This is a genomic window from Kordia sp. (genome assembly GCF_965224175.1).
Taxonomy (GTDB): domain Bacteria; phylum Bacteroidota; class Bacteroidia; order Flavobacteriales; family Flavobacteriaceae; genus Kordia.
On the sequence record NZ_OZ245041.1, the window covers coordinates 3810059 to 3831006 of the forward strand.

19 protein-coding genes are annotated in these 20948 nt (G+C 33.8%); 17 read left to right on the forward strand and 2 right to left on the reverse strand.

Annotated elements, in window-relative coordinates:
• Positions 1-23: 23 nt before the first annotated feature.
• The 11 genes from ACOQOS_RS16485 (at position 24) to ACOQOS_RS16535 (ending at position 11860) form a co-directional block, all read left to right on the forward strand.
• Positions 24-473, forward strand: coding sequence for a GNAT family N-acetyltransferase (locus ACOQOS_RS16485; RefSeq protein ID WP_420571571.1), 450 nt, complete (start codon positions 24-26; stop codon positions 471-473).
• Positions 466-1872, forward strand: coding sequence for a pyridoxal phosphate-dependent decarboxylase family protein (locus ACOQOS_RS16490; protein ID WP_420571572.1), 1407 nt, complete (start codon positions 466-468; stop codon positions 1870-1872). Before ACOQOS_RS16485 ends, ACOQOS_RS16490 begins: the two co-directional genes overlap by 8 nt.
• Before the next feature lie 88 nt (positions 1873-1960).
• On the forward strand, positions 1961-3097 hold the full coding sequence (locus ACOQOS_RS16495; RefSeq protein WP_420571573.1) for an acyltransferase family protein: 1137 nt from the start codon (positions 1961-1963) through the stop codon (positions 3095-3097).
• 118 nt (positions 3098-3215) lie between these two features.
• Positions 3216-3716: a nuclear transport factor 2 family protein gene (locus ACOQOS_RS16500; protein WP_420571574.1), complete on the forward strand. Its 501-nt coding sequence runs from the start codon at positions 3216-3218 to the stop codon at positions 3714-3716.
• A 96-nt stretch (positions 3717-3812) separates the two neighbouring features.
• A complete protein-coding gene (locus ACOQOS_RS16505; RefSeq protein ID WP_420571575.1) occupies positions 3813-5492 on the forward strand; it encodes a helix-turn-helix domain-containing protein in 1680 nt (559 codons plus the stop codon).
• Between the two features lie 75 nt (positions 5493-5567).
• Positions 5568-7541, forward strand: a complete 1974-nt coding sequence (locus ACOQOS_RS16510) for a serine hydrolase (protein WP_420571576.1) — start codon at positions 5568-5570, stop codon at positions 7539-7541.
• Positions 7542-7842: 301 nt separating this feature from the next.
• The gene (locus tag ACOQOS_RS16515) at positions 7843-8544 is read left to right on the forward strand and encodes a hypothetical protein (RefSeq protein WP_420571577.1); all 702 of its coding nucleotides are present in this window, start codon (positions 7843-7845) and stop codon (positions 8542-8544) included.
• 128 nt (positions 8545-8672) lie between these two features.
• On the forward strand, positions 8673-9305 hold the full coding sequence (locus tag ACOQOS_RS16520) for a DUF4240 domain-containing protein (RefSeq protein ID WP_420571578.1): 633 nt from the start codon (positions 8673-8675) through the stop codon (positions 9303-9305).
• Between the two features lie 152 nt (positions 9306-9457).
• Entirely contained in the window at positions 9458-10114 is a 657-nt protein-coding gene (locus ACOQOS_RS16525; RefSeq protein WP_420571579.1) for a hypothetical protein, read from the forward strand.
• Between the two features lie 7 nt (positions 10115-10121).
• The gene (locus ACOQOS_RS16530; protein WP_420571580.1) at positions 10122-11171 is read left to right on the forward strand and encodes a sensor histidine kinase; all 1050 of its coding nucleotides are present in this window, start codon (positions 10122-10124) and stop codon (positions 11169-11171) included.
• Positions 11168-11860 (forward strand): LytR/AlgR family response regulator transcription factor, encoded by a 693-nt coding sequence (locus ACOQOS_RS16535; protein WP_420571581.1) that lies wholly within the window; start codon positions 11168-11170, stop codon positions 11858-11860. Before ACOQOS_RS16530 ends, ACOQOS_RS16535 begins: the two co-directional genes overlap by 4 nt.
• A gap of 439 nt (positions 11861-12299) precedes the next feature.
• Here the strand turns inward: ACOQOS_RS16535 and ACOQOS_RS16540 are convergent, their stop codons facing one another.
• Positions 12300-13265, reverse strand: coding sequence for a succinylglutamate desuccinylase/aspartoacylase family protein (locus ACOQOS_RS16540; protein WP_420571582.1), 966 nt, complete (start codon positions 13263-13265; stop codon positions 12300-12302).
• Complete coding sequence (locus tag ACOQOS_RS16545; protein ID WP_420571583.1) at positions 13243-14136, reverse strand: RimK family alpha-L-glutamate ligase; 894 nt, start codon at positions 14134-14136, stop codon at positions 13243-13245. The genes ACOQOS_RS16540 and ACOQOS_RS16545 overlap by 23 nt, the downstream gene beginning before the upstream one ends.
• A 195-nt stretch (positions 14137-14331) precedes the next feature.
• Between ACOQOS_RS16545 and ACOQOS_RS16550 the strand changes: the two genes are divergently transcribed.
• From ACOQOS_RS16550 to ACOQOS_RS16575, 6 genes are all read left to right on the forward strand, one after another.
• On the forward strand, positions 14332-15213 hold the full coding sequence (locus tag ACOQOS_RS16550; protein WP_420571584.1) for a hypothetical protein: 882 nt from the start codon (positions 14332-14334) through the stop codon (positions 15211-15213).
• Positions 15214-15253: 40 nt separating this feature from the next.
• Positions 15254-16099 carry a hypothetical protein gene (locus tag ACOQOS_RS16555; RefSeq protein ID WP_420571585.1) on the forward strand — a complete coding sequence of 282 codons (846 nt, stop codon included), beginning with the start codon at positions 15254-15256 and terminating at the stop codon, positions 16097-16099.
• A 181-nt stretch (positions 16100-16280) separates the two neighbouring features.
• Entirely contained in the window at positions 16281-16940 is a 660-nt protein-coding gene (locus ACOQOS_RS16560) for a succinate dehydrogenase cytochrome b subunit (protein WP_420571586.1), read from the forward strand.
• Between the two features lie 16 nt (positions 16941-16956).
• Entirely contained in the window at positions 16957-18954 is a 1998-nt protein-coding gene (locus tag ACOQOS_RS16565; RefSeq protein WP_420571587.1) for a fumarate reductase/succinate dehydrogenase flavoprotein subunit, read from the forward strand.
• A 76-nt stretch (positions 18955-19030) separates the two neighbouring features.
• Entirely contained in the window at positions 19031-19777 is a 747-nt protein-coding gene (locus ACOQOS_RS16570) for a succinate dehydrogenase/fumarate reductase iron-sulfur subunit (protein ID WP_420571588.1), read from the forward strand.
• Positions 19778-19856: 79 nt separating this feature from the next.
• Entirely contained in the window at positions 19857-20783 is a 927-nt protein-coding gene (locus tag ACOQOS_RS16575) for a M28 family peptidase (RefSeq protein ID WP_420571589.1), read from the forward strand.
• The last annotated feature ends 165 nt before the right edge of the window (positions 20784-20948 follow it).

Consider the following 20948-nt stretch of genomic DNA (forward strand, 5'->3'; position numbering starts at 1 on the left):
GTCACAATCAAAAAACAGAGCAGATGCGAACAGCAATAATTACAAATGAAGCGTATTCAATTACCACAAACATTGATAAGCTAGATATACAAATGATTCATCAATATCTAAGCAAAGAATCTTATTGGGCACAAGACATTCCACTGAAAATGGTGAAAAAATCCATTGAAAACTCGCTAAACTTCGGAATCTTTCATGAAAAAAAACAAATAGGTTTTGCGCGTTTAATTACTGATCAAACCACAATGGCGTATTTGTGCGATGTATTTATCATAGAATCTTATCAGAAAAAAGGATTGTCGTCTTGGTTGATGCAAACCATTATGGAACATACAAAATTACAAGGATTGAGGCTTTGGTTTTTATTCACAAGTTCTGCCGATTGGCTGTATGAAAAGTATGGATTTACACAGCCAGGAAAACCAGAACTCTACATGGAAAAACGAAACAAAATAGATTACAAAAATGTATAAAGAACTAACAAACGATCAGGAAAATATTGCAGAATTACTAGCGCTAGTAACACAATTGGCGCAACAACGTTTTCAAAACATAGACAATATTCCGGCTGCAGCCAAACCGCAAAAAGTAAAAAACTATCCATTACCATTAGAAGGTCTTGGAACTACAGCAGTATTAGAAAAATTCAAAACAGAATACCAACATTTAATGTGTGGTTCATCTGGACCAAGATATTGGGGTTATGTAACTGGTGGCGCAACGCCAGCTTCTGTACTAGGTGATTGGTTGGCAACTATGTTTGATCAAAACACGCAAAGTGTTCAAGGAAGAGGTGACGTTTCAGCAATCATAGAAAAAGAAACCATTCAATTACTCCTTGATTTTTTTGAATTACCTACACATTTTTTTGGAGGTTTTGTTACTGGAGCTACCATGTCAAACTTTACTTGTTTAGGCGTTGCCAGACAATGGATTGGGAAAAATCAAAACTACGATATTGCGCGTACAGGAGTACAAAAGCTAATACAAATTGCAGCAGGTTTACCGCATTCATCAGTGATAAAGGGAATTGCAATGTTAGGTATGGGAAGTGCAAACATTCACAAGATTCCATTGTTAGAAGATAGAGAAGCAATTGATGTAGATAAACTAGAAGCATTTTTAAAACAACAAACATCAGGCGAAGTAATTGTATTGTCGAGTGCAGGAACAGTGAATAGTGTTGATTTTGATGATTTAAAAGCGATTTCAGCATTAAAAGAAACATATAACTTTTGGTGGCATATTGATGCTGCTTTTGGCGGAATGGTCGCGTGTGTAGAAGACAAAAAACATTTGGTTGCTGGTTGGGAAAAAGCAGATAGCATTACTGTTGACTGTCATAAATGGTTCAATGTTCCTTACGATAGCGCCTTGTTTTTTATTCAAGAAAAACATCAAAAAAGACAAATAGAAACCTATCAAAACTCTAATGCACCGTATTTGGGAAATCCAATGGAAAACTTTTCATACTTAAACTTTTTACCAGAAAACTCTAGAAGATTTAGAGCCTTACCAGTATGGTTTTCATTAATGGCATATGGTAAAAAAGGATACCAAGAGATTGTCAAGAGAAATATAAATCTTGCTGATCAACTCACAACTTATATCAAAGCCAGTATACACTTTGAATTAGTCGCGCCAACACGTGTCAACGTTGTATGTTTCAAATTAGTCAATTTCTCGCAAGAAATACAAAATTTATTTTTGCAAACATTAAATTCAAGAAGAAAAATATTCATTACGCCTTCATTATACAAAGGAGAAGCTTGTTTTAGAGCAGCATTTGTCAATTGGCAAACGACTCAAAAAGACATTGCTATTGCTATTGAAGAATTAGAAGCTACTTATCAAATAATCAAAACAAGATAATTTGTTGTTTTTCTATTAAAGATTGAGTCTAATGAATTAAAATTCAGCAATGTATTGTTTGTATTTTACAGTGATAAAATACGCGTAAATGAAGGACAGACTTGTAGAATTAGACATTTTAAGAGGACTTAGTATTGTTGGGATGATTTTAGTCATTACACCAGGTGATTGGTCTCAACGATTCCAATGGATGAATCATGCAGAGTGGGAAGGATATCCATTATCAGATATGATATTTCCCAGTTTTTTATTTTGCGTAGGTATGGCAATGGCGATCTCTTTTAACAAAGGAATAAATCAAAATAAAAGTATATATCTGCTTCTTGGTAAAGTAATAAAAAGAACCTTTTTGCTTATTTTAATTGGTCTAATTATCAATGGATTTCCTTTTTATGATCTTAAAAATATAAGAATACCAGGTGTGCTGCAAAGAATTGCAATATGTTATTTTATTGTAGCATGTCTGTGGATTTTTATGAAATGGCGTAAAACTAAAAAAGTAGAATTATGGTTTGTAATTTCTGCTCTGTTGATTTTGATTTTCTATTATATCTTACTTTATCATATTCCAGTGCCATCAGTTGGAATTGCAGGACATAACTCTTACAGTAGTTGGCCTACATACATAGATCAAAATGTGTTTGGAATCAATCACTTATGGGATTTGGGAACAACAAATGGGGAAATAACATATGATCCAGAAGGAATCATAGCTAGTTTGCCAGCGACAGTTAATGTAATAAGTGGAGTAGTTGCAGGACTTTTTTATATAAGAGTAAAAACAGTATATACAACTGCGCTATTTTTTATTGCAGGTTTGTGCTTACTGATTATAGGATTTTCTTTAGATTATTTTGAAATTATGCCAATAATAAAGAAAATTTGGACAAGTAGTTTTGCACTATATAGCAGCGGTTTCTCGTTATTGGTTTTGGCTTGTATCCGATTTATTATAACATACATACCTAAAACCCGCCATGTATTTTACCCATTTATTGTATACGGATCAAATGCAATATTAGCTTTTGCTATAGGGAATATGTTGTTACCAATATTTGAATTATACATAAACAATCAATCAATACGTAAAACGGGTCAGGATTTCTTTAATAGTTTTATCGAGAATGAGCAATGGGCTTCTTTTACATTTTCAGTAGTTTTTTTAATACTATTATTCGGTCTTCTTAAGATGCTACACACTAAAAAAATATTTCTTAAAGTATAATGTATTGTAGATGTTATTTTCCTTGAATAAAATTCCTCGTAATGAGTTATATAGAAGTGTAACATTTACACAAAAATTTGGTCTATTAAATATCATCAATCAATAAAAACAATAGACAATGAAATCAAAATTACTACTATTATTAGCACTAGGAATCTTTACCACTTCATGCTTATCAATTAGAACGAAAACAAAACGAACGATTGTTACTAAAGAGAAATATGTTCCTGTAGATAAAGAATTGTATAACACAATTGTAAATTTAGACAAACGTTTCTTCGATGCTTATAATACCTGCGACCTAGAGACACAAGCGGAACTCATTTCAGAAGATATTGAGTTTTTTCATGATATGGGCGGATTGGCAACATCCAAAACACAGATTATGGAGTCCATGAAAAATAATATCTGCGGAAAAGTAACTCGTACATTAATTGATGGAACAACGGAAGTATATCCAATTCCAGGATATGGTGCTGTGCAAATGGGAACACATAAATTCTTCAATAATCAAGAGCCAAATGCAAAGTCAATTCCAAGTAAATTCGTGACTGTTTGGAAAAACGACAATGGTAATTGGATAATGACACGTATCATAAGTACACATAAAAACGAGTAAACGATCAACACATACAAAATTCTACACCAACCAAAAGAAAATCAAATGTGCGCGTAGCTTTTCTACCTATCTTTAAGTAACTAAACCTACTTAAAGATGTTACATTGGAATTTATATAACACGACCATATTCGTGGGAGCTATTGGACTTTTAATCTTAGTCGCTTACCATTTATTCATAAAAAAAATAGACAATAGAACGTCACGTTATTTCTTTTGGTTTCTAATGCTTACGGCAGTTGCAATTTTGCAATACATTTCGTTTGATATAGGTATTACAAAGCAATACAAAGCAATCTTACTTTTCTTTTTTCCGTTAGAATTTTTGGCGCCAGTAGTTTTTACTGCGTTTACATGTTCATATTTACAAAAAGAAACACTCTTTAAAAAGTACAAATACTACTTGTGCATTCCGTTTGTAGTATTCTTTCTTATTTATACGGTTGTGAAAATAAACGTATTTGTAGATTATTCCATACTATCACGAGAAACGGTTGGTAATATTCGGATGGAATGGAATGAAAACCTAGCGTTGTTATTCACGTTTATTATGGGTGTTTGGAATTACAGAATCATTAAAGATTACGAAAATGGCTTAGGCGAACTCTCGTATCTCGCAGTTATTCGTAAAACCAAATGGCTAAAAAACACCTACGTAACGCTTATTCTATTAAGTGTTTTTTGGTTGATAACACTCTTATACATAAAAACAAATGTACGTGTTAGCGGAAACCATAACTACTATCCATTATGGATTGCGTATTTAGTATGTTACTATGTGTTTTATGTAAAAAGTAGTGCGCATTTGCAGAAAATTCAAAAAGAAAGAGACGAAGAAGAAACTGTGTTCAATCTCTCAGGATTAGACAAATTATTTGAACCAAAAGCATTACATGTATTACGTCAAAATCAATCACAGGTCATTGCTATTCTGAGTTATTTTGCAACATCTTTATTTGATAAAAACAAAACAAAAGAAGTGCTTTGGGATATTTTAGAAAATTGTGTATCTAAACTGCAACTAGAAGATTGTGTCTTGTATCTTTTAGATGAAAAAAAGCAAGTATTACAACAAGAAGCGGCTTTTGGAAACAAAAAAGATGAAGCATTTACCATTCATAAGCCAAAAGAAATTCCAGTTGGAAAAGGAATTGTAGGAAGTGTTGCCAAAACGGGAAACTACGAACTTATCAAAGATACTAGCAAAGACAAACGTTATATCATTGATGATAAAGCACGATTATCTGAGTTATCGGTTCCAATTTATGTAGATGGAATTCTAAAAGGAGTGTTGGATGCTGAGCATTCTCAACGTGATTTCTTTACAGAGAATTATCTCTATTTATTTCAACTCATTTCAAAATTGACAGAAAAAAAGCTGGTTCAATTGCAACAAAAAAAAGGAATCAATATCACTAACGACAATTCCTATTACAAAGAAATATGCTCGTTAATGGAAGAAGGGAAACTATACCGAGATCCAGAAATCAAACTACGTACACTATCTGAAAAAATAAATATCAGTACAAATTACTTATCACAATTGATCAATACACTAAGCGGATACAATTTTTCAGACTTTGTAAATAGTTATCGTATCAAAGAAGTAAAATCAAAACTTTCGCATCCAGCATTTGTAGAATATCCAGTATTGTCCATTGGATTAGAAGCAGGATTCAATTCAAAATCGGCTTTTTACAATTCCTTCAAAAAGCATACAGGAATGTCACCCACAGTTTTTCGGGAAAAACACCCATACGAGTCCCAATTCTTTTAAAATCAAGAATACAGGACGCTCGAAACCTTTGCCAATACTAGGTTTGCATCGTTATTAATTCTAAAAAATAAAACGATGAATACAAAAACAAAATTAGCATTATGGGGAATGTTACTACTACTTTCGTTCTCATATGCAGGAACAAAAAAAGGCGAAAATGCCAACAATTCAGAAAATCTGTATGCGGTAAAAACATTAAAAAATTATGCAGCAAGACATGAACTTTCTTCTTCTCAATACCAAGCAGAAGTAACCAAATATCACAAAGCAGGTTACAGATTGACTTATGTTGATGGATACTATGTAAATGGAAAGGTAAAATTTGCAGCTTTATGGGAAAAAGGTAAAACTTCAGGATTCATAGCGCGTCATAATTTAACCTCGCAACAATACCAAGATGAAGTTTCAAAACATCATAAAAACGGATATCGTCTGGTACATGTTGACGGATATTATGATGGAAAAAAAGTGCTATATGCTGCCATTTGGAACAAACAAAGCACTAGCGGATTACGTGCGCGTCACGGATTAACAGGAATACAATATGCTGCCGAATTCAAAAAGAACAAAAATGATGGCTATCGTTTGGTACATATAAGCGGTTATGGAGTAAAAGGTAAAGCATATTATGCTGCCATTTGGAAAAAAGGAAACCCTTCTGGATATGTAGCGCGTCATGGATTAACAAGTAAGCAATATCAGGAAACGGTTGTGAAATTTTGGAAACAAGGATATCGTGTTACACAAGTTGATAGTTATGATGTAAATAAGAAAACTTATTATGCAGTTATCATGGAAAAGAAATCAGGAAGATATAGTGCGCGCCATGATATGAATCCTAAAAACTATCAATTACAAGTAGACAATCATTACTATCAAGGGTATATTCCAATTTCTGTGAGTGGACACGATGCAGGAAAAAATGCAGGATATGCAGCAGCTTTCAAAAATGTAACAAGTTGGAAAAGTAATGATATAAAACAACTAGATAGCAAAATTACCAAAGTGATGAAAGACTTCAAAGTTCCTGCGGTAACTATTGGAATCGTAAAAGATGGAAAATTGGTGTACGCTAAAGGATATGGATATGGAGACAAAGAAAACAAAATTATCGCTTCGGCAACAAGTTTAATGCGTTTGGCAAGTATTTCAAAACCAATTACAAGCGTTGCTATTATGAAACTATTAGAACAAAAGAAACTAAAATTAAATGACAAAGTACTTGGAAAAAATAGCATTTTAGGAACTACCTATGCAAGACTTAGCTTAGGAAATCGTGAAAAAGCAATTACTGTAAAACAATTATTAGAACATACGGCAGGCGGCGATACCTGGGATAATAATTTAACTCCAGAAGGAAAAGATACCTGGGGCGATCCAATGTTTCAAAAGAAACTACTAAATAGGAAGCAACATATTAACTGGGTTTTAAGGAGACGTAATCCAACACACAAACCAGGAGATTATTACCAATACTCAAACTTTGGATACAATTTATTAGGAAGAATCATTGAAAAGAAAACGGGCAAAAGCTACGAAAGTTATGTGCGTAATAATATTTTAAAACAATGTGGAATTACGCAAATGTACATTGGCGCTAATGATAAAAAAGATCGTGAGTACAAAGAAGTGGTATACTATTCAGACAGAAAACCATACGATTTGCAAATGCGTAGAATGGACAGTCATGGCGGTTGGATTGCTTCTTCAGTGGACTTACTAAGGTTCATGGTTCGTGTAGATGGACAAAGTTCTAAAAAAGACATTCTAAAAAGTAGTACTATAAAGATAATGACTACAGGTTCTTCTGCAAATTCTAAATATGCAAAAGGTTGGTCTGTAAGTGGCGGAAATTGGTCACATGGTGGAAGTATGGCTGGAACAGGAACGATTTTGAAAAAAATGGATAATGGTGTGAGTTATGTAATCTTAACAAACTATTCTAAACAATACAAAAAAGGCGATCCGACACATAGAGGTGAACTAAAAAAAGCAATGGAACAAGGAATTGGAGCCATTAAATTTTGGCCAAACTTAGACTTATTTTAATAAAACTCAGTTTTGAGAAGCTTACATGGGAGACAATTAATAGTATAAATTGAAATTACTTAGTTGAAAACAAACTTAGTAACCTTTATAGCCATAGTAGTAGCATTCTCATGCTAATTTGCCACTGTACGGAAAGTGATTTCTGTGCGGTGGTTTTTTAATATAACTCCATGAATAGCTGTTGAAAACGTTAAAAATACGATAAATGACTTTGCGCTTGGAAGTGATTGTTTTAACTTGATAATCGAGATGTAAATGCTTCGTGAGTTTGTCTCGAAGTAGCTGACTAAATCCACAAAAAATGAAATCATCAATACTAATCTTAGCAAGTCTTATCACTGTTTTAGTACACTCTCAAAATGTAAAACAGGAAAAGGTTTCAACTGAAAATGAAATCAAAGTACTTGCAGAATTAATTGTAGATGAAGGTGGAAGTAAAGTGCAAATTTCCAAATACAAAGTATTAAAAACTATCAAAGGAAAAGTGACAAATGATACTATTCGTGTTGGATATTACTTTTATAATGAATTAAAATCGAAACCGAAAACTTCAATTCTTACATTACGAGCATATAATGGAAATTTAAAAAATGAAGATTATTATATCTTTCCAGAATACAATCCTTCAAAAGGAATCGAAAAAGCACAAATAGCTACTGTTAGACGTGAATATTGGGAAGCTTGCGAAACAGGAAAAGAAATATGCAAGCCATTGGAATTTTTAAGAGCATCAAAAGGCGATAAATGGTTTCTGATTTTGCCATGTGGTGGCACAGAAACAAAGGCATATTTTTCTGAGAAAAAAGATTTTTCGAAATTTTTCTCTAAAAAAGAAAAGACTTCAGAAGAGAAAATAATATTCCTAGAAACAGAAGTTTTTCATGCTCAATGTCCGCCAGTATTTGAATTGACAAACTTAGAAGACGGAAAATACTTTGCATATATGATGTCTTGCGGGCTTGGTGGTGGCATTGAAATCAATTTGAAAACGAAAGCAAAATAAATCGTTTCGTAGAAATCTATCAGAGAAAAAATCTACAGGTAGTTTTGATCTTAAAATTCATTCCTTTAATTTCAATAAATATTAAGACATACAACCAACACAACTACATAAACTCTAATAGCAATACTATGGGCATATTTGATTGGCTTTTTGGTAAAAAAGAAAGCAAACCTCAGGCAAAACCAGCGCTAGCAAAACAAAAAGAATTACAGCTAGAAAAAACCTCAAAAGCACTCAACATAGATGTTTTTTGGGAAATCATAGAAAAGTCATTAAAAAACACCAACAATCAAGAAGCTCAAATAGCGTTTCTAAAAAAAGAACTCCAACAACTAACATTACACGAAATTATAGGTTTCCGAATTCAAACAGATGCATTATTGTTTGATACGTACAGTTCTGAAATGTGGTGCGCAGCATATATTATGAATGGCGGCTGCTCAGATGATGCCTTTGAATACTTTCGAAATTGGTTAATATCTAGAGGAAAAGAAACCTACGAAAACGCCAAAGAAAATCCAGATTCGCTCATAAATGAAGTTCTAGAAGAAGATTACTATGGTTTTGAAGACTTTTGGTATGTGGCATTAGACGTATTTCAACAAAAAACAGGAAAAGATGCATACGATTATATAGACTATGACAACATACACAAAAACGAAGGTAAATATGTCGATTTTGAATTTACTTGGGAAGAAGACGAACCAGAAAGTATGAAAAAAATCTGTCCAAAATTATTCGAAAAATTATGGGATGAATAAATTGCTTCAAAAGAACATAGATCTTTAATCTCAAAAAAGTTTACGGTACAACTTTACAGTGTATGGCATGAGTTGCTTCGTGTTGGGCGAAATTTTTTGTCACACTTTTACAAAAATGATTGTTTTGACCAATAAACTTAAAACGAATACTTATGAAAACACGCATCATTTTATTACTCTGCGGCTTAGTACTACTCAACTCATGCATCTTAAAATCCATACAGCCATTTTACATTGCCAAAGCCATCAGTTACCAACAAGATTTCATAGGAAATTGGGAAGATCCTGAAAATGGAAGTTGGAATATAGCTTCTTTTAAAACTGTTTTTGAAAGTGAGAAGGAAGATCCTAAACTCACTGAAGACGATAAAATTTTGTTGGATAAATACAAAGATGCTTATGTTGTATCTTACACAAAAAAAGATAATAAAGCGACATTCATTGTCATTCCTTTTCAAGTAAATGGTAAACTTTTTGTAGATTTTACTCCTTTCAATGATGGACTAGAAAACGTCAATCAGCTTTTAGCGCAACACCTAATTCGTACACATTCTATAGCAAAAGTAGAACGACTAAAAAACAATGGAATACGATTTAAATGGCTAGACGAATCAAAAATAGAAGCACTCCAAAAACAACAAAAAATTCGATTAAAATCTGAAAAAATTGATCTTGAAGATGATTATATACTCACGGCTACATCTGCAGAACTCTATGCTTTCTTAGAAAAATTTGAAGCGTCAAATGGAGATGAAATTTGGGGCTCATCAGATCAAATCACATTACAAAAAGTAAATGCAAAACCTTAATACAAATATGGATTACATATTTCAAAAGAAACGCAATGTTGTGTTCAACATAGCATTGTGGTTTCTGTATTATATCGTGTTGCTTTTTATCTTTTCGCAAGGAAAAACGCCCATAAACATTGATTATATCTACACGTTTGGGTTTTTAGTTTTTGCGGCGATTCCAATGCTGTTCAATATCTATTTTTTAGTACCAAGATTATTGCAAAAAGGAAAATACGTATGGTTTTCAGTTACTTTTATTGTTATTATAATCGTATTTTGGCAATGTTATACAGATCTTTTTGAAAGATTGTTGAATGCTACGTTTAAAGACTATTATTTCATTTCGTATCAAACCAATTTGCAAGCAATAACAAAATTTGTGTTACTGCTGATCGTGTCAATGTTACTCAAAATCTTTGAAAATTGGTTGTATTTCAATGCCTTGCAACAAAAACTATTACAAGCAGAAAATCAACGCATACAAATTCAATTAACACACTTGCGATCGCAGATAAATCCACATTTTCTATTCAATTCTCTTAATGTAATTTATGCCTTAGCAATAGAAAAAAAAGAAGAAACTCCGGAAGCTATCGTGCAACTTTCAGACGTATTGCGTTACATTATTTATGATGCCGATGCTGATCGAATCAAACTGAAGGAAGAAATTGTTTTACTCAAAAATTACCTTGCCTTTCAAAAATTCAGAACACATGGTTTGGAAGATATAACTTTCGATATTACTATTGAAGACGAAGACTTTGAAATCTACCCGATGTTGTTATTGCCTTTAGTAGAAAATGCTTTCAAACACGGAATGGAAAAAAAAGTAGCAAAACCTTTTATAAAAATATCGCTTGCGCAAGAAGGAACGCGTTGTCACTTTCAAATTGTAAATCACAACAACAATACGCAACAAAAAACAAAAGCTGTGTATTCTGGTGTTGGACTTGAAAATATTCAGCATAATTTAGAAATTGTATATCCGAAAAGGCATCAATTTCACATAAAAGAAACGGCAGAAACATTCACGGTTTCACTTCAAATACATCAAAAAGAAACAAAAAAATGAATCTAAACTGTATCATCATTGACGACGAACCATCTTCGCAAAAAGTACTCAAAGTATTCATTGAAAAAATACCGTCATTACATTTGATTTCAATTTGTAACAACGCTACAGATGCGCTGGAAACCTTACGAAATCATTCAAATATCGATTTGTTATTTTTAGATATCAATATGCCAAATATTTCAGGATTAAGCTTCTACAAATCGTTGAAAAACCCGCCAGCGGTGATCTTTACAACCGCATATGCGGAATATGCTATTGATGGTTTTGAGGTAAACGCAGTAGATTATCTTCTAAAACCATTTTCCTTTGATCGTTTCTTAACATCTGTGAACAAAGCGTTTGATACACTAAAAACTCCTGAAAACACCACTGAAAATGAAGTCATCTATGTAAAAGAAAACAAAACCTTGCATAAAATTGTATTGCAAGACATTCTGTACATAGAAGCTCTTGGCGATTATGTCAAAATTCACCTAGAAAACAAGTCTGTGATAACCAATAGTACGTTTACAAACATGTTGGAACAATTGCCAGCAACTCAATTTGTTCGCACGCACAAATCTTTTGCGATTCATCTCAAAAAACTCAACAGCGTTTCAGGGAATCAAATCATCATCAACAATGCTAAAATTCCTATTGGGCAAACGTACAAAGCATCCTTTATGAAGTTGTTACTGAAGGAATAAACCTGTCACGAAAAAAGATGTGAGCGCCAAGATCACTTGAAACATCATTACGAGGAAGCATGACGAAGTAATCTTATGCTTTCTTTGAAACTAACAGATTGGCACGTAGAAACTCCTCGTAAAGACTGTATCTGACGATTCAGAAAAATTCGTGAATATATACAACTGAAGAAGCTAACAAAAAAACAATTCGTGAATTCGTGGCAAAATTCTATCCAAGAGTAAGCAGACAAAAAAATAATCAATTAAGGTTACGTATCACATTTCGACTTCGCTCAATGTTCATGTGGAATGACAAAATTTCAAACAATGCCTCAGAACAGTAAGAAAATCTAAAAGCATTTACACAGAGCGAAGTCGAAGTGAAGCGCGATCTAACAACGAAGTGATCTAAAATCTAACAATCTAAAGCGTAAGCGTTTCTAACAAGTCTAACAATCTAAGAACCAATATGAAACAAGGCATCACCTTGATTCACCACAGCTTGGTTGTTAATACAAAACACAAAACCATCATACGGAGCTTTCACTTCCTCACAATAATTTGCAAACGTATCTGTTACAAAACCAAGAATATCACCTTTTTCAATAGAACTTCCGTTCATCACTTGCGGAACAAACATGCCAGCGGTTGGTGCGCGTAACCATTTGCGAGCAGTCAAATATTCACTAGCTTCACGTTCAATCAACATTGGATCAATCTTGTCAATCATGCCAGTATATTTCATAACATTCAAAATTCCCTGAATACCTTCTTTAATGGCATACTCATCAAAACGCATACTTTCGCCACCTTCATAAACGACAATAGGAATCTTTCGATCATAAGCTGTTTTTCTGAATGATCTTTCAATCAAAGAAGTCGCAAAATAAAAAGGCGCGTTAAATACTTTCGCCAAAGTTTTACTCTCAGGCATATCGGCAGTATATCGTATCTGTGGATGATTATGACGTTGTGCGCCACCAGTATGTAAATCGATGCCAAAATCTACTTGTGGTAACACTTCTTTTGTGACCTGATAGGCAATTCTCGCGGCAAGTGAACCATTTTTAATCCCAGGGAAACTACGATTTACATCTTTTCCATCAGGTACTTGTCTCGAAAAATGTATAAATCCAAAAATGTTTAGCAAAGGCAATACAATCACAGCGCCGCTTTTAATCTTATAACAGCCTTCAAACAACATTCTGCGAATAATTTCCACACCATTAATTTCATCGCCATGCAAACCACCTTGTACCAAAAGTGTCGGACCTGGTTTTTCTGCATTAAACACATATATAGGAATATCAATCAAAGTTCCTGTAGGCAGACGATCAATAGGAATCTTAATCCATTTTACTTCGCCAGGTTTGACATTTTCTCCGTGAATTGTTATGATTTTATTTTCCGAATTTTCGAACATTCTTTTCTAAATATTTAATAATCTCACCTGCTACATTTACCTTTGTATGGGATTCAATACCTTCCAAACCTGCGGAAGAATTAGCTTCAATCACTAAAGGACCACGTTTTGAGCGAATAATATCCACACCGCAAACAGGCAAGCCAAGTACTTTAGACGTATGAATTGCAATTTTCTTTTCATACTCTGTTAAGGTTACCGATTCTGTCGTTCCACCACGGTGTACATTACTTCTAAAATCTTCATCTGTACTACTACGCATCATAGAAGCAACAATTTTGTTCCCTACAATATACACACGAATATCCTGTCCGTTAGCTTCCTCAATAAACTCTTGCAGAATAATATTCACATTCATATTATAGAGTGATTCAATAATAGATTTTGCAGACTTTTTACTTTCAGCAATCATGACACCTAAACCTTGTGTTCCTTCTTGAAGTTTAATAATAATAGGCGCTCCACCAAGCAGTTTAATATGTTCTTTAATATTGGAAGTATCTTTAGCAAACAGAGTTTTTGGTATAGGAATGCGCTTTCGAGCTAGAATTTGCATTGTACGCAACTTGTTCCTTGAACGAATAATTCCCAAAGATTTTGCGGTTGTAAATGCACCGTTCATCTCAAACTGTTTCACAATAGCAGCACCATGCCGCGTTACTGAAGTTCCAATACGTGGAATAATAGCATGAACTCCATCGGTAATGTTTTCGGGACCTAAATAAATTTGTGGTCTTGTTTCTTCACCGAGAACGACAGCACATCGTGTATGATCTACAACACGAACGTTATGCCCTTTTTTAACGGCTTCATGATACAATCTATTCGTAGAATAAATTCGGGAGTTGATGGAAAGAATATAAATATTCATTATAGGTGGAATCGAGTAAGATTTCTTAAAAATAAGTAAACTTTCTTACTTTAAAAATCCAGAATGCTTAAAAAATAACAAATCATTGATTTAGAACCTATTTTACGGATAAAACGATGGTAGAAATCCGCAATCTTATTAAATTGCATACGAATTGATATTATTCAGTCGTTTCAACACTGTAAAATTTTTCTAATGAAAATAATTAAAAAAAGTATTTGGTGTCTAGCCATTTTAGCAATAGTACTTTCATCCTGTAATTCTGAAGAAAAAGACTGTTGTGCTAATCTTGAAGGTCCAAAATTAGTGATCAAGTTTAAATTTGATCCGACACAAGAACGATTAAATAATTTGGGACAACCTACAACAATTCCTTCAGGAAATGCGGCGCAATCTCCAAACTTTGCTCGAATGAGTGCGAATTATATAGAATTTGCGTCAAGCGCGAACACACTCTTAGGAACTGGCGAAATCATTTATAATGGTCCAGAAACGACGGAAGGAGGCGCATTGGCAATCGATTTTCAAAATGCACAATTTGCAGGAAGTGATGAAATTTTTATTGCCATTCCATTAGAACAAATAGCGCAAGGAAACTACAATTGGGTACGTGTTTCATTAGCATATCAAGAAGGAAGTATCAACTTTTTACAGAATGGGAATGACATCACAGGAACATTAGCAAGCTTTGTAGGATACAATAGTTACATCACCAATTTTGATGTTAATGGAAGTATGTTCAATATCAATGAAAACAAACTACAAGGATTTTGGGCATTTGAAGCCTTAGGGTTTTCCACACAAGGACAAGCGCCAGCAGGAGCAACTACGGTTCCAAATCCCTTATTTGATTCATCACCTGTACCACAAGGTTCATGTGTAGTTACTGGACAATTTGCAAATGCATTTACAATCACAGGAAACGAAACTGAAGATGTAGAAGTAACACTTTCATTCTCTGTAAACAATAGTTTTGAGTGGACAGAAATCAACGTTGATGGAAAATACGAACCTTCAATTGGCGAGCAACCTGTTGATATGGGATTAAGAGGGTTAATTCCTTCTGTATCTAATTAATCTTGAAAAAAAGAGATCTTTAATTATATTAAAAACATTCATGGCAATCTTGTATAAAGTAAAAGTTGATACTATCAGTATAGAAACCAAAACATTGATAGTGCAGATAGAATCGTTTCACCCAGATGCAATGAATTTTAGCGAGAACTTAGGCTTTGCTATGAAAATTTTATATGATTCTGCTAAGTCAAAATCTACCTTGTCAAAATTTATCGATCATGAATGTACGATGTCAGAAACATGGATGCAAAACAATGTGAAAGGATTTATTTCTAATTGTAAATTGATAGAAGTTCGTACACCAGAAATAGAAGAACTTATGGATAATGGTTCATACTTATATTGGTTTGGAGAAACAAATCAGGCAAACGCAAAAATAAGTATTACGGTTACAAATACTGCTTGGATTGAACATTTATCTATTGCATCAAATTGGGGAAGTACTGCATATGATACTGTAGTTGACTACAAAGATCGCGAACCTATTAATCCAGTTATTGATGCTAATTCTTTTTCTGTAGATTATAAAAATAGTGGCGGTTGGATTCCTGTAAATGGACAATCTATAAAAGAATATTCTTCAAGTTGGCCTGTATTGTATATGCCTAAATACAGTGAAAAATCATACAGACGGATCAGAAAAATATCGTATAAAAATTTAACTCCTAAAATCATAGAAGAATTACTATTCAAAACAGTTTTTATTTTGGAACGAACAGGAAATAAATACTTTGGTACACTTGTTCCTTACGGAGAAAATTTTGGAATGCTATACTTAAAAAGTGATCAAGAAGCCGATTTTTATCTTAAATACAAAGCCGATATTGTAACAATAGGTATCGCTGAGTTTAATACAAACGACCCTGCCAAAGTAAAAATAATCTAAAATAAAATTTGTAGGGCTAAACTATTTGTAAACTACTTTTTACAAGATTTTCAGTAAAGAACTTAGCTTCGTAATACATAACTTAAATTCATTCTAAATAGACTTCAAAAGAAGGTTTAAAATTTGTAGACCTTCAGTGCACGCCGTATATTTGTGAAACAAATAATTAATCACAATTATAATGAGCGGAATTTTAAATTCTTCGATTGGAAGAAAGTTTGCAATGGCACTTTCAGCACTCTTCCTAATGTTTTTTCTTTTACAACATTTTGCAATAAACATTCTTTCTGTGTTTAGTCCTGATGCTTTCAATGAAGCGTCACACTTCATGGGAACGTTTTGGGCAGTACAGTTTATCCTTCAACCAGTTCTAATTATTGGAATCATATTCCACTTTACAATGGGAATTATTTTAGAGTTGAAAAACCGTAAAGCGCGCCAAGTTAGTTATGCAAAAAATAACGGAAATGCGAACTCTTCTTGGATGAGTAGAAACATGATTTGGACAGGACTTCTTATTGAAGCATTTCTTATCGTACACATGTCTCAACTTTGGTGGCATGAAATGATGGTAAAATATATCAATCCTGTTAAAGAAGATCCAACACGTTATTATGAAGAGTTGGTAGCGCATTTTGAAAGTCCAGTAATTGTGGGAATATATGTAGTAGCATTTGTATTCTTAGCATTACATTTATTACACGGTTTCAATTCGGCTTTCCAATCAATTGGAGCGAATAACAAATACACAAAAGCATTAAAAGGGATAAGCAAAGTATATTCTATTGGAATTCCAGCAGGATTTGTTTTCATCGCATTATACCATCACTTAGCACACTAAAAAACTTATCATAACTATGGCTTTAGATTCAAAAATACCTCAAGGACCACTAGCAGATAAGTGGACAAAGCATAAAAATACAATCAATCTTGTAAACCCGGCTAACAAACGTCTTATTGATGTAATTGTAGTTGGTACAGGACTCGCAGGTGGGTCTGCGGCAGCGACATTAGCTGAATTAGGATACAATGTAAAAGCATTTTGCTTTCAAGATTCTCCACGTCGTGCGCACTCAATTGCAGCACAAGGAGGAATCAACGCAGCAAAAAATTATCAAGGAGATGGAGATTCAACATACCGCTTATTTTATGATACAGTAAAAGGTGGAGATTATCGTTCGCGTGAAGCAAACGTATATCGTTTGGCTGAGGTTTCTGCAAACATCATTGACCAATGTGTGGCACAAGGAGTTCCTTTTGCGCGTGATTATGGAGGATTGTTAGACAACCGTTCATTTGGTGGAGTATTAGTATCTCGTACATTTTACGCAAAAGGACAAACAGGACAACAATTATTACTAGGAGCTTATTCTGCGATGAACCGTCAAATTGGTCGTGGAAAAATCAAAATGTACAATCGTCACGAAATGTTAGACGTTGTTATTGTTGATGGAAAAGCAAGAGGAATTATAGCTCGTAACCTAGTTACAGGAGAAATAGAAAGACATTCAGCACATGCGGTTGTATTAGGAACAGGTGGATATGGAAACGTATTCTTCTTATCAACAAACGCTATGGGAAGTAATGTTACGGCAGCATGGAAAGCACACAAACGCGGAGCGTATTTTGCTAACCCTTGTTATACACAAATTCACCCAACATGTATTCCAGTTTCTGGAGATCATCAATCAAAATTAACGTTAATGTCTGAATCATTACGTAATGATGGTCGTATTTGGGTACCAAAAAATAAAAAAGATGTTGAAGCGATTCGTAACAAAACGTTGAAGCCAACAGATCTTAAAGAAGAAGATAGAGATTACTACTTAGAACGTCGTTATCCAGCTTTCGGAAACTTAGTTCCACGTGATGTTGCCTCACGTGCAGCCAAAGAACGTTGTGATGCTGGTTTTGGTGTAAACGCAACTGGAGAAGCTGTTTATTTAGATTTTGCTTCTGCAATACAACGTTACGGAAAAGAACAAGCGCACATTAAAGGACTCAATGAGAACGATGCTGCTTTAGTGAAGAAGCTAGGACAAGAAGTTGTAAAAAATAAATATGGAAACCTATTCCAAATGTATGAGAAGATCGTAGATGAAAATCCATACGAAACACCAATGATGATTTATCCAGCGGTACATTATACAATGGGAGGAATTTGGGTAGATTACAATTTGCAAACTACAGTTCCTGGATTATATGCCATCGGAGAAGCAAACTTCTCAGATCACGGAGCCAACCGTTTAGGAGCTTCTGCTTTAATGCAAGGATTAGCTGATGGATATTTCGTATTACCATATACAATAGGAGATTTCTTAGCAAATGATATTCGTACAGGACCAATTTCTACTGAGTCAAAAGAATTTGATGCTGCTGAGAAAAATGTAAGAGAATCAATAGACAAATTAATCAACAATAACGGTACAAAACCAGTTGATTACTTCCACAAGAAATTAGGAAAAATTATGTGGAACAAATGTGGAATGGCTCGTAATGAAAAAGATTTGAAATCTGCAATTACAGAAATCTCTGAATTAAGAGCAGAATTTTACAAAGATGTTCGTGTGCCAGGTGAAGCTAATGAATTCAATGAAGAATTGGCAAAAGCAGGTCGTGTAGCTGACTTTTTAGAGTTAGGAGAGTTGTTTGCAAAAGATGCATTACAACGTGAAGAATCTGCAGGTGGACACTTTAGAGATGAATACCAAACAGCAGAAGGAGAAGCAATGCGCCGTAAAGAATTCCAATATGTTTCTGCATGGGAATATAAAGGAGAACCCAAAGACGCTGTATTGCACCAAGAAGAGTTGAAGTACGAGAATATAGAAGTAAAAGAAAGAAGTTATAAATAGATGTCAGTATTGAGATATGAGATGTTAGAATGATAACTGCTCAATACTCAATACTCAATACTAAAATCTAAATTTTATGAATTTAACATTAAAAATATGGCGTCAAAAAGGCGCAAACGATAAAGGAAAAATGGTTGATTATCAAATCAGCGATGTTTCTCCAGATATGTCTTTTCTTGAAATGTTAGACGTTTTAAATAGCGAACTAATTACAAAAGGAGATGAGCCTGTTGCCTTTGATCATGATTGCCGTGAAGGAATTTGTGGAATGTGTTCTCTATATATAAACGGAGAAGCGCACGGACCAGATCGTGGTGTTACAACCTGTCAATTGCACATGCGTAAATTTAAAGATGGCGATACTATCTATATTGAGCCGTTTAGAGCAAAAGCATTTCCTGTAATTAAAGATTTAGTAGTAGATAGAAGCGCTTTTGATCGTGTACAACATGCAGGAGGATTTATCTCTGTAAATACTTCAGGTAATACTATTGACGCTAATGCAATTCCAGTAAACAAACACGATGCAGATACTGCTTTTGACGCAGCAACATGTATTGGGTGTGGAGCTTGTGTAGCAAGTTGTAAAAATTCAAGTGCGATGTTATTTGTTTCTGCAAAAGTATCTCAGTTTGCTTTATTGCCACAAGGACAAGTAGAAGCAACAGATCGTGTTATGAATATGGTTAACCAAATGGATGCGGAAGGATTCGGTAACTGTACCAATACAGGAGCATGTGAAGTAGAATGTCCGAAAGGAATTTCACTTGAAAATATTGCACGTATGAATCGTGAGTATTTAAAAGCATCTTTCAAAGGATAAAAAAATTAAATACATACATATATAAATCCCAAGTATAATCTGCTTGGGATTTTTTAATTATATTCATCAAAAAAATACGATGCTACGACCAAAACTTATTCTTCTAGTATGTTTATTGCTAACATTTAGTTGTAAATCACAAAAAGAAACCAAAGAAGAGAAGGCTAAAACGATACAAGTTGAAACCAAAGTAGCATACGACTTTACAGCTTCAACCTTATTAAAACATGTTAAAGAACTTTCTTCTGATGCATACGAAGGTCGTGAAACAGGAACTGCAGGAGCAATAAAAGCTAAAAACTATATCATAAGTGAATTTGAAAAGTTAGGCGTAAAACCATTAGGAAAAACCTTTGAACAGACATTTCCATTACCTAAAAATAAAAACATTCAACAAGGTGAAAATATCTTAGGATTCATCAAAGGAAGTTTAAAATCAGAGGAATACATAGTAATATCTGCACATTACGATCATGAAGGAATTAAAGGTGGAAAAATATACAATGGTGCAGACGATGATGCTTCTGGAATTAGCGCGTTGATCGCTTTTGCGGAATATTTCCAAAAATATCCACCAAAACATTCTGTCATACTAGCGGCTTTTGATGCAGAAGAAAAAGGACTGATTGGCTCGTATTATTTTGTTGAAAATTCAATTGTTCCTAAAACACAACTCAAGCTAAATATCAATATGGATATGATCAGCCGTAGCGATAAAAACGAGTTATATGTAGTAGGACCACAATACTATCCACAATACAAATCGCTTATAAAAAACACCAAAACAAGTGGAAATGTAAGCCTGAAAATTGGTCATAAAGAATGGACATTTGCAAGTGATCATGCTGGATTTCACAAGGCTAAAATTCCATTTATTTATTTTGGTGTAGAAGATCATGAAGATTATCACAAGCCTACAGATGATTTTGAAAACATTCATCCAACCTTCTACACAAATGTAGTGCAGACAATTATCTCATTTTTTCAAATAGTTGACACAAAATAAGTGTAAGAAATCAAGGAGTTTAATATGTCAGCAATTTCATAAAAACAAAAGAAAGGTAGTTCTCATAAGTTAGCTTTTTTTGTGTTTTATGGTTGTATTTGTGTGTTCAGAACATTATATGGTGCGTTCAGAACATTTAATAAGCGACGGAGTGCTTTTCAAATT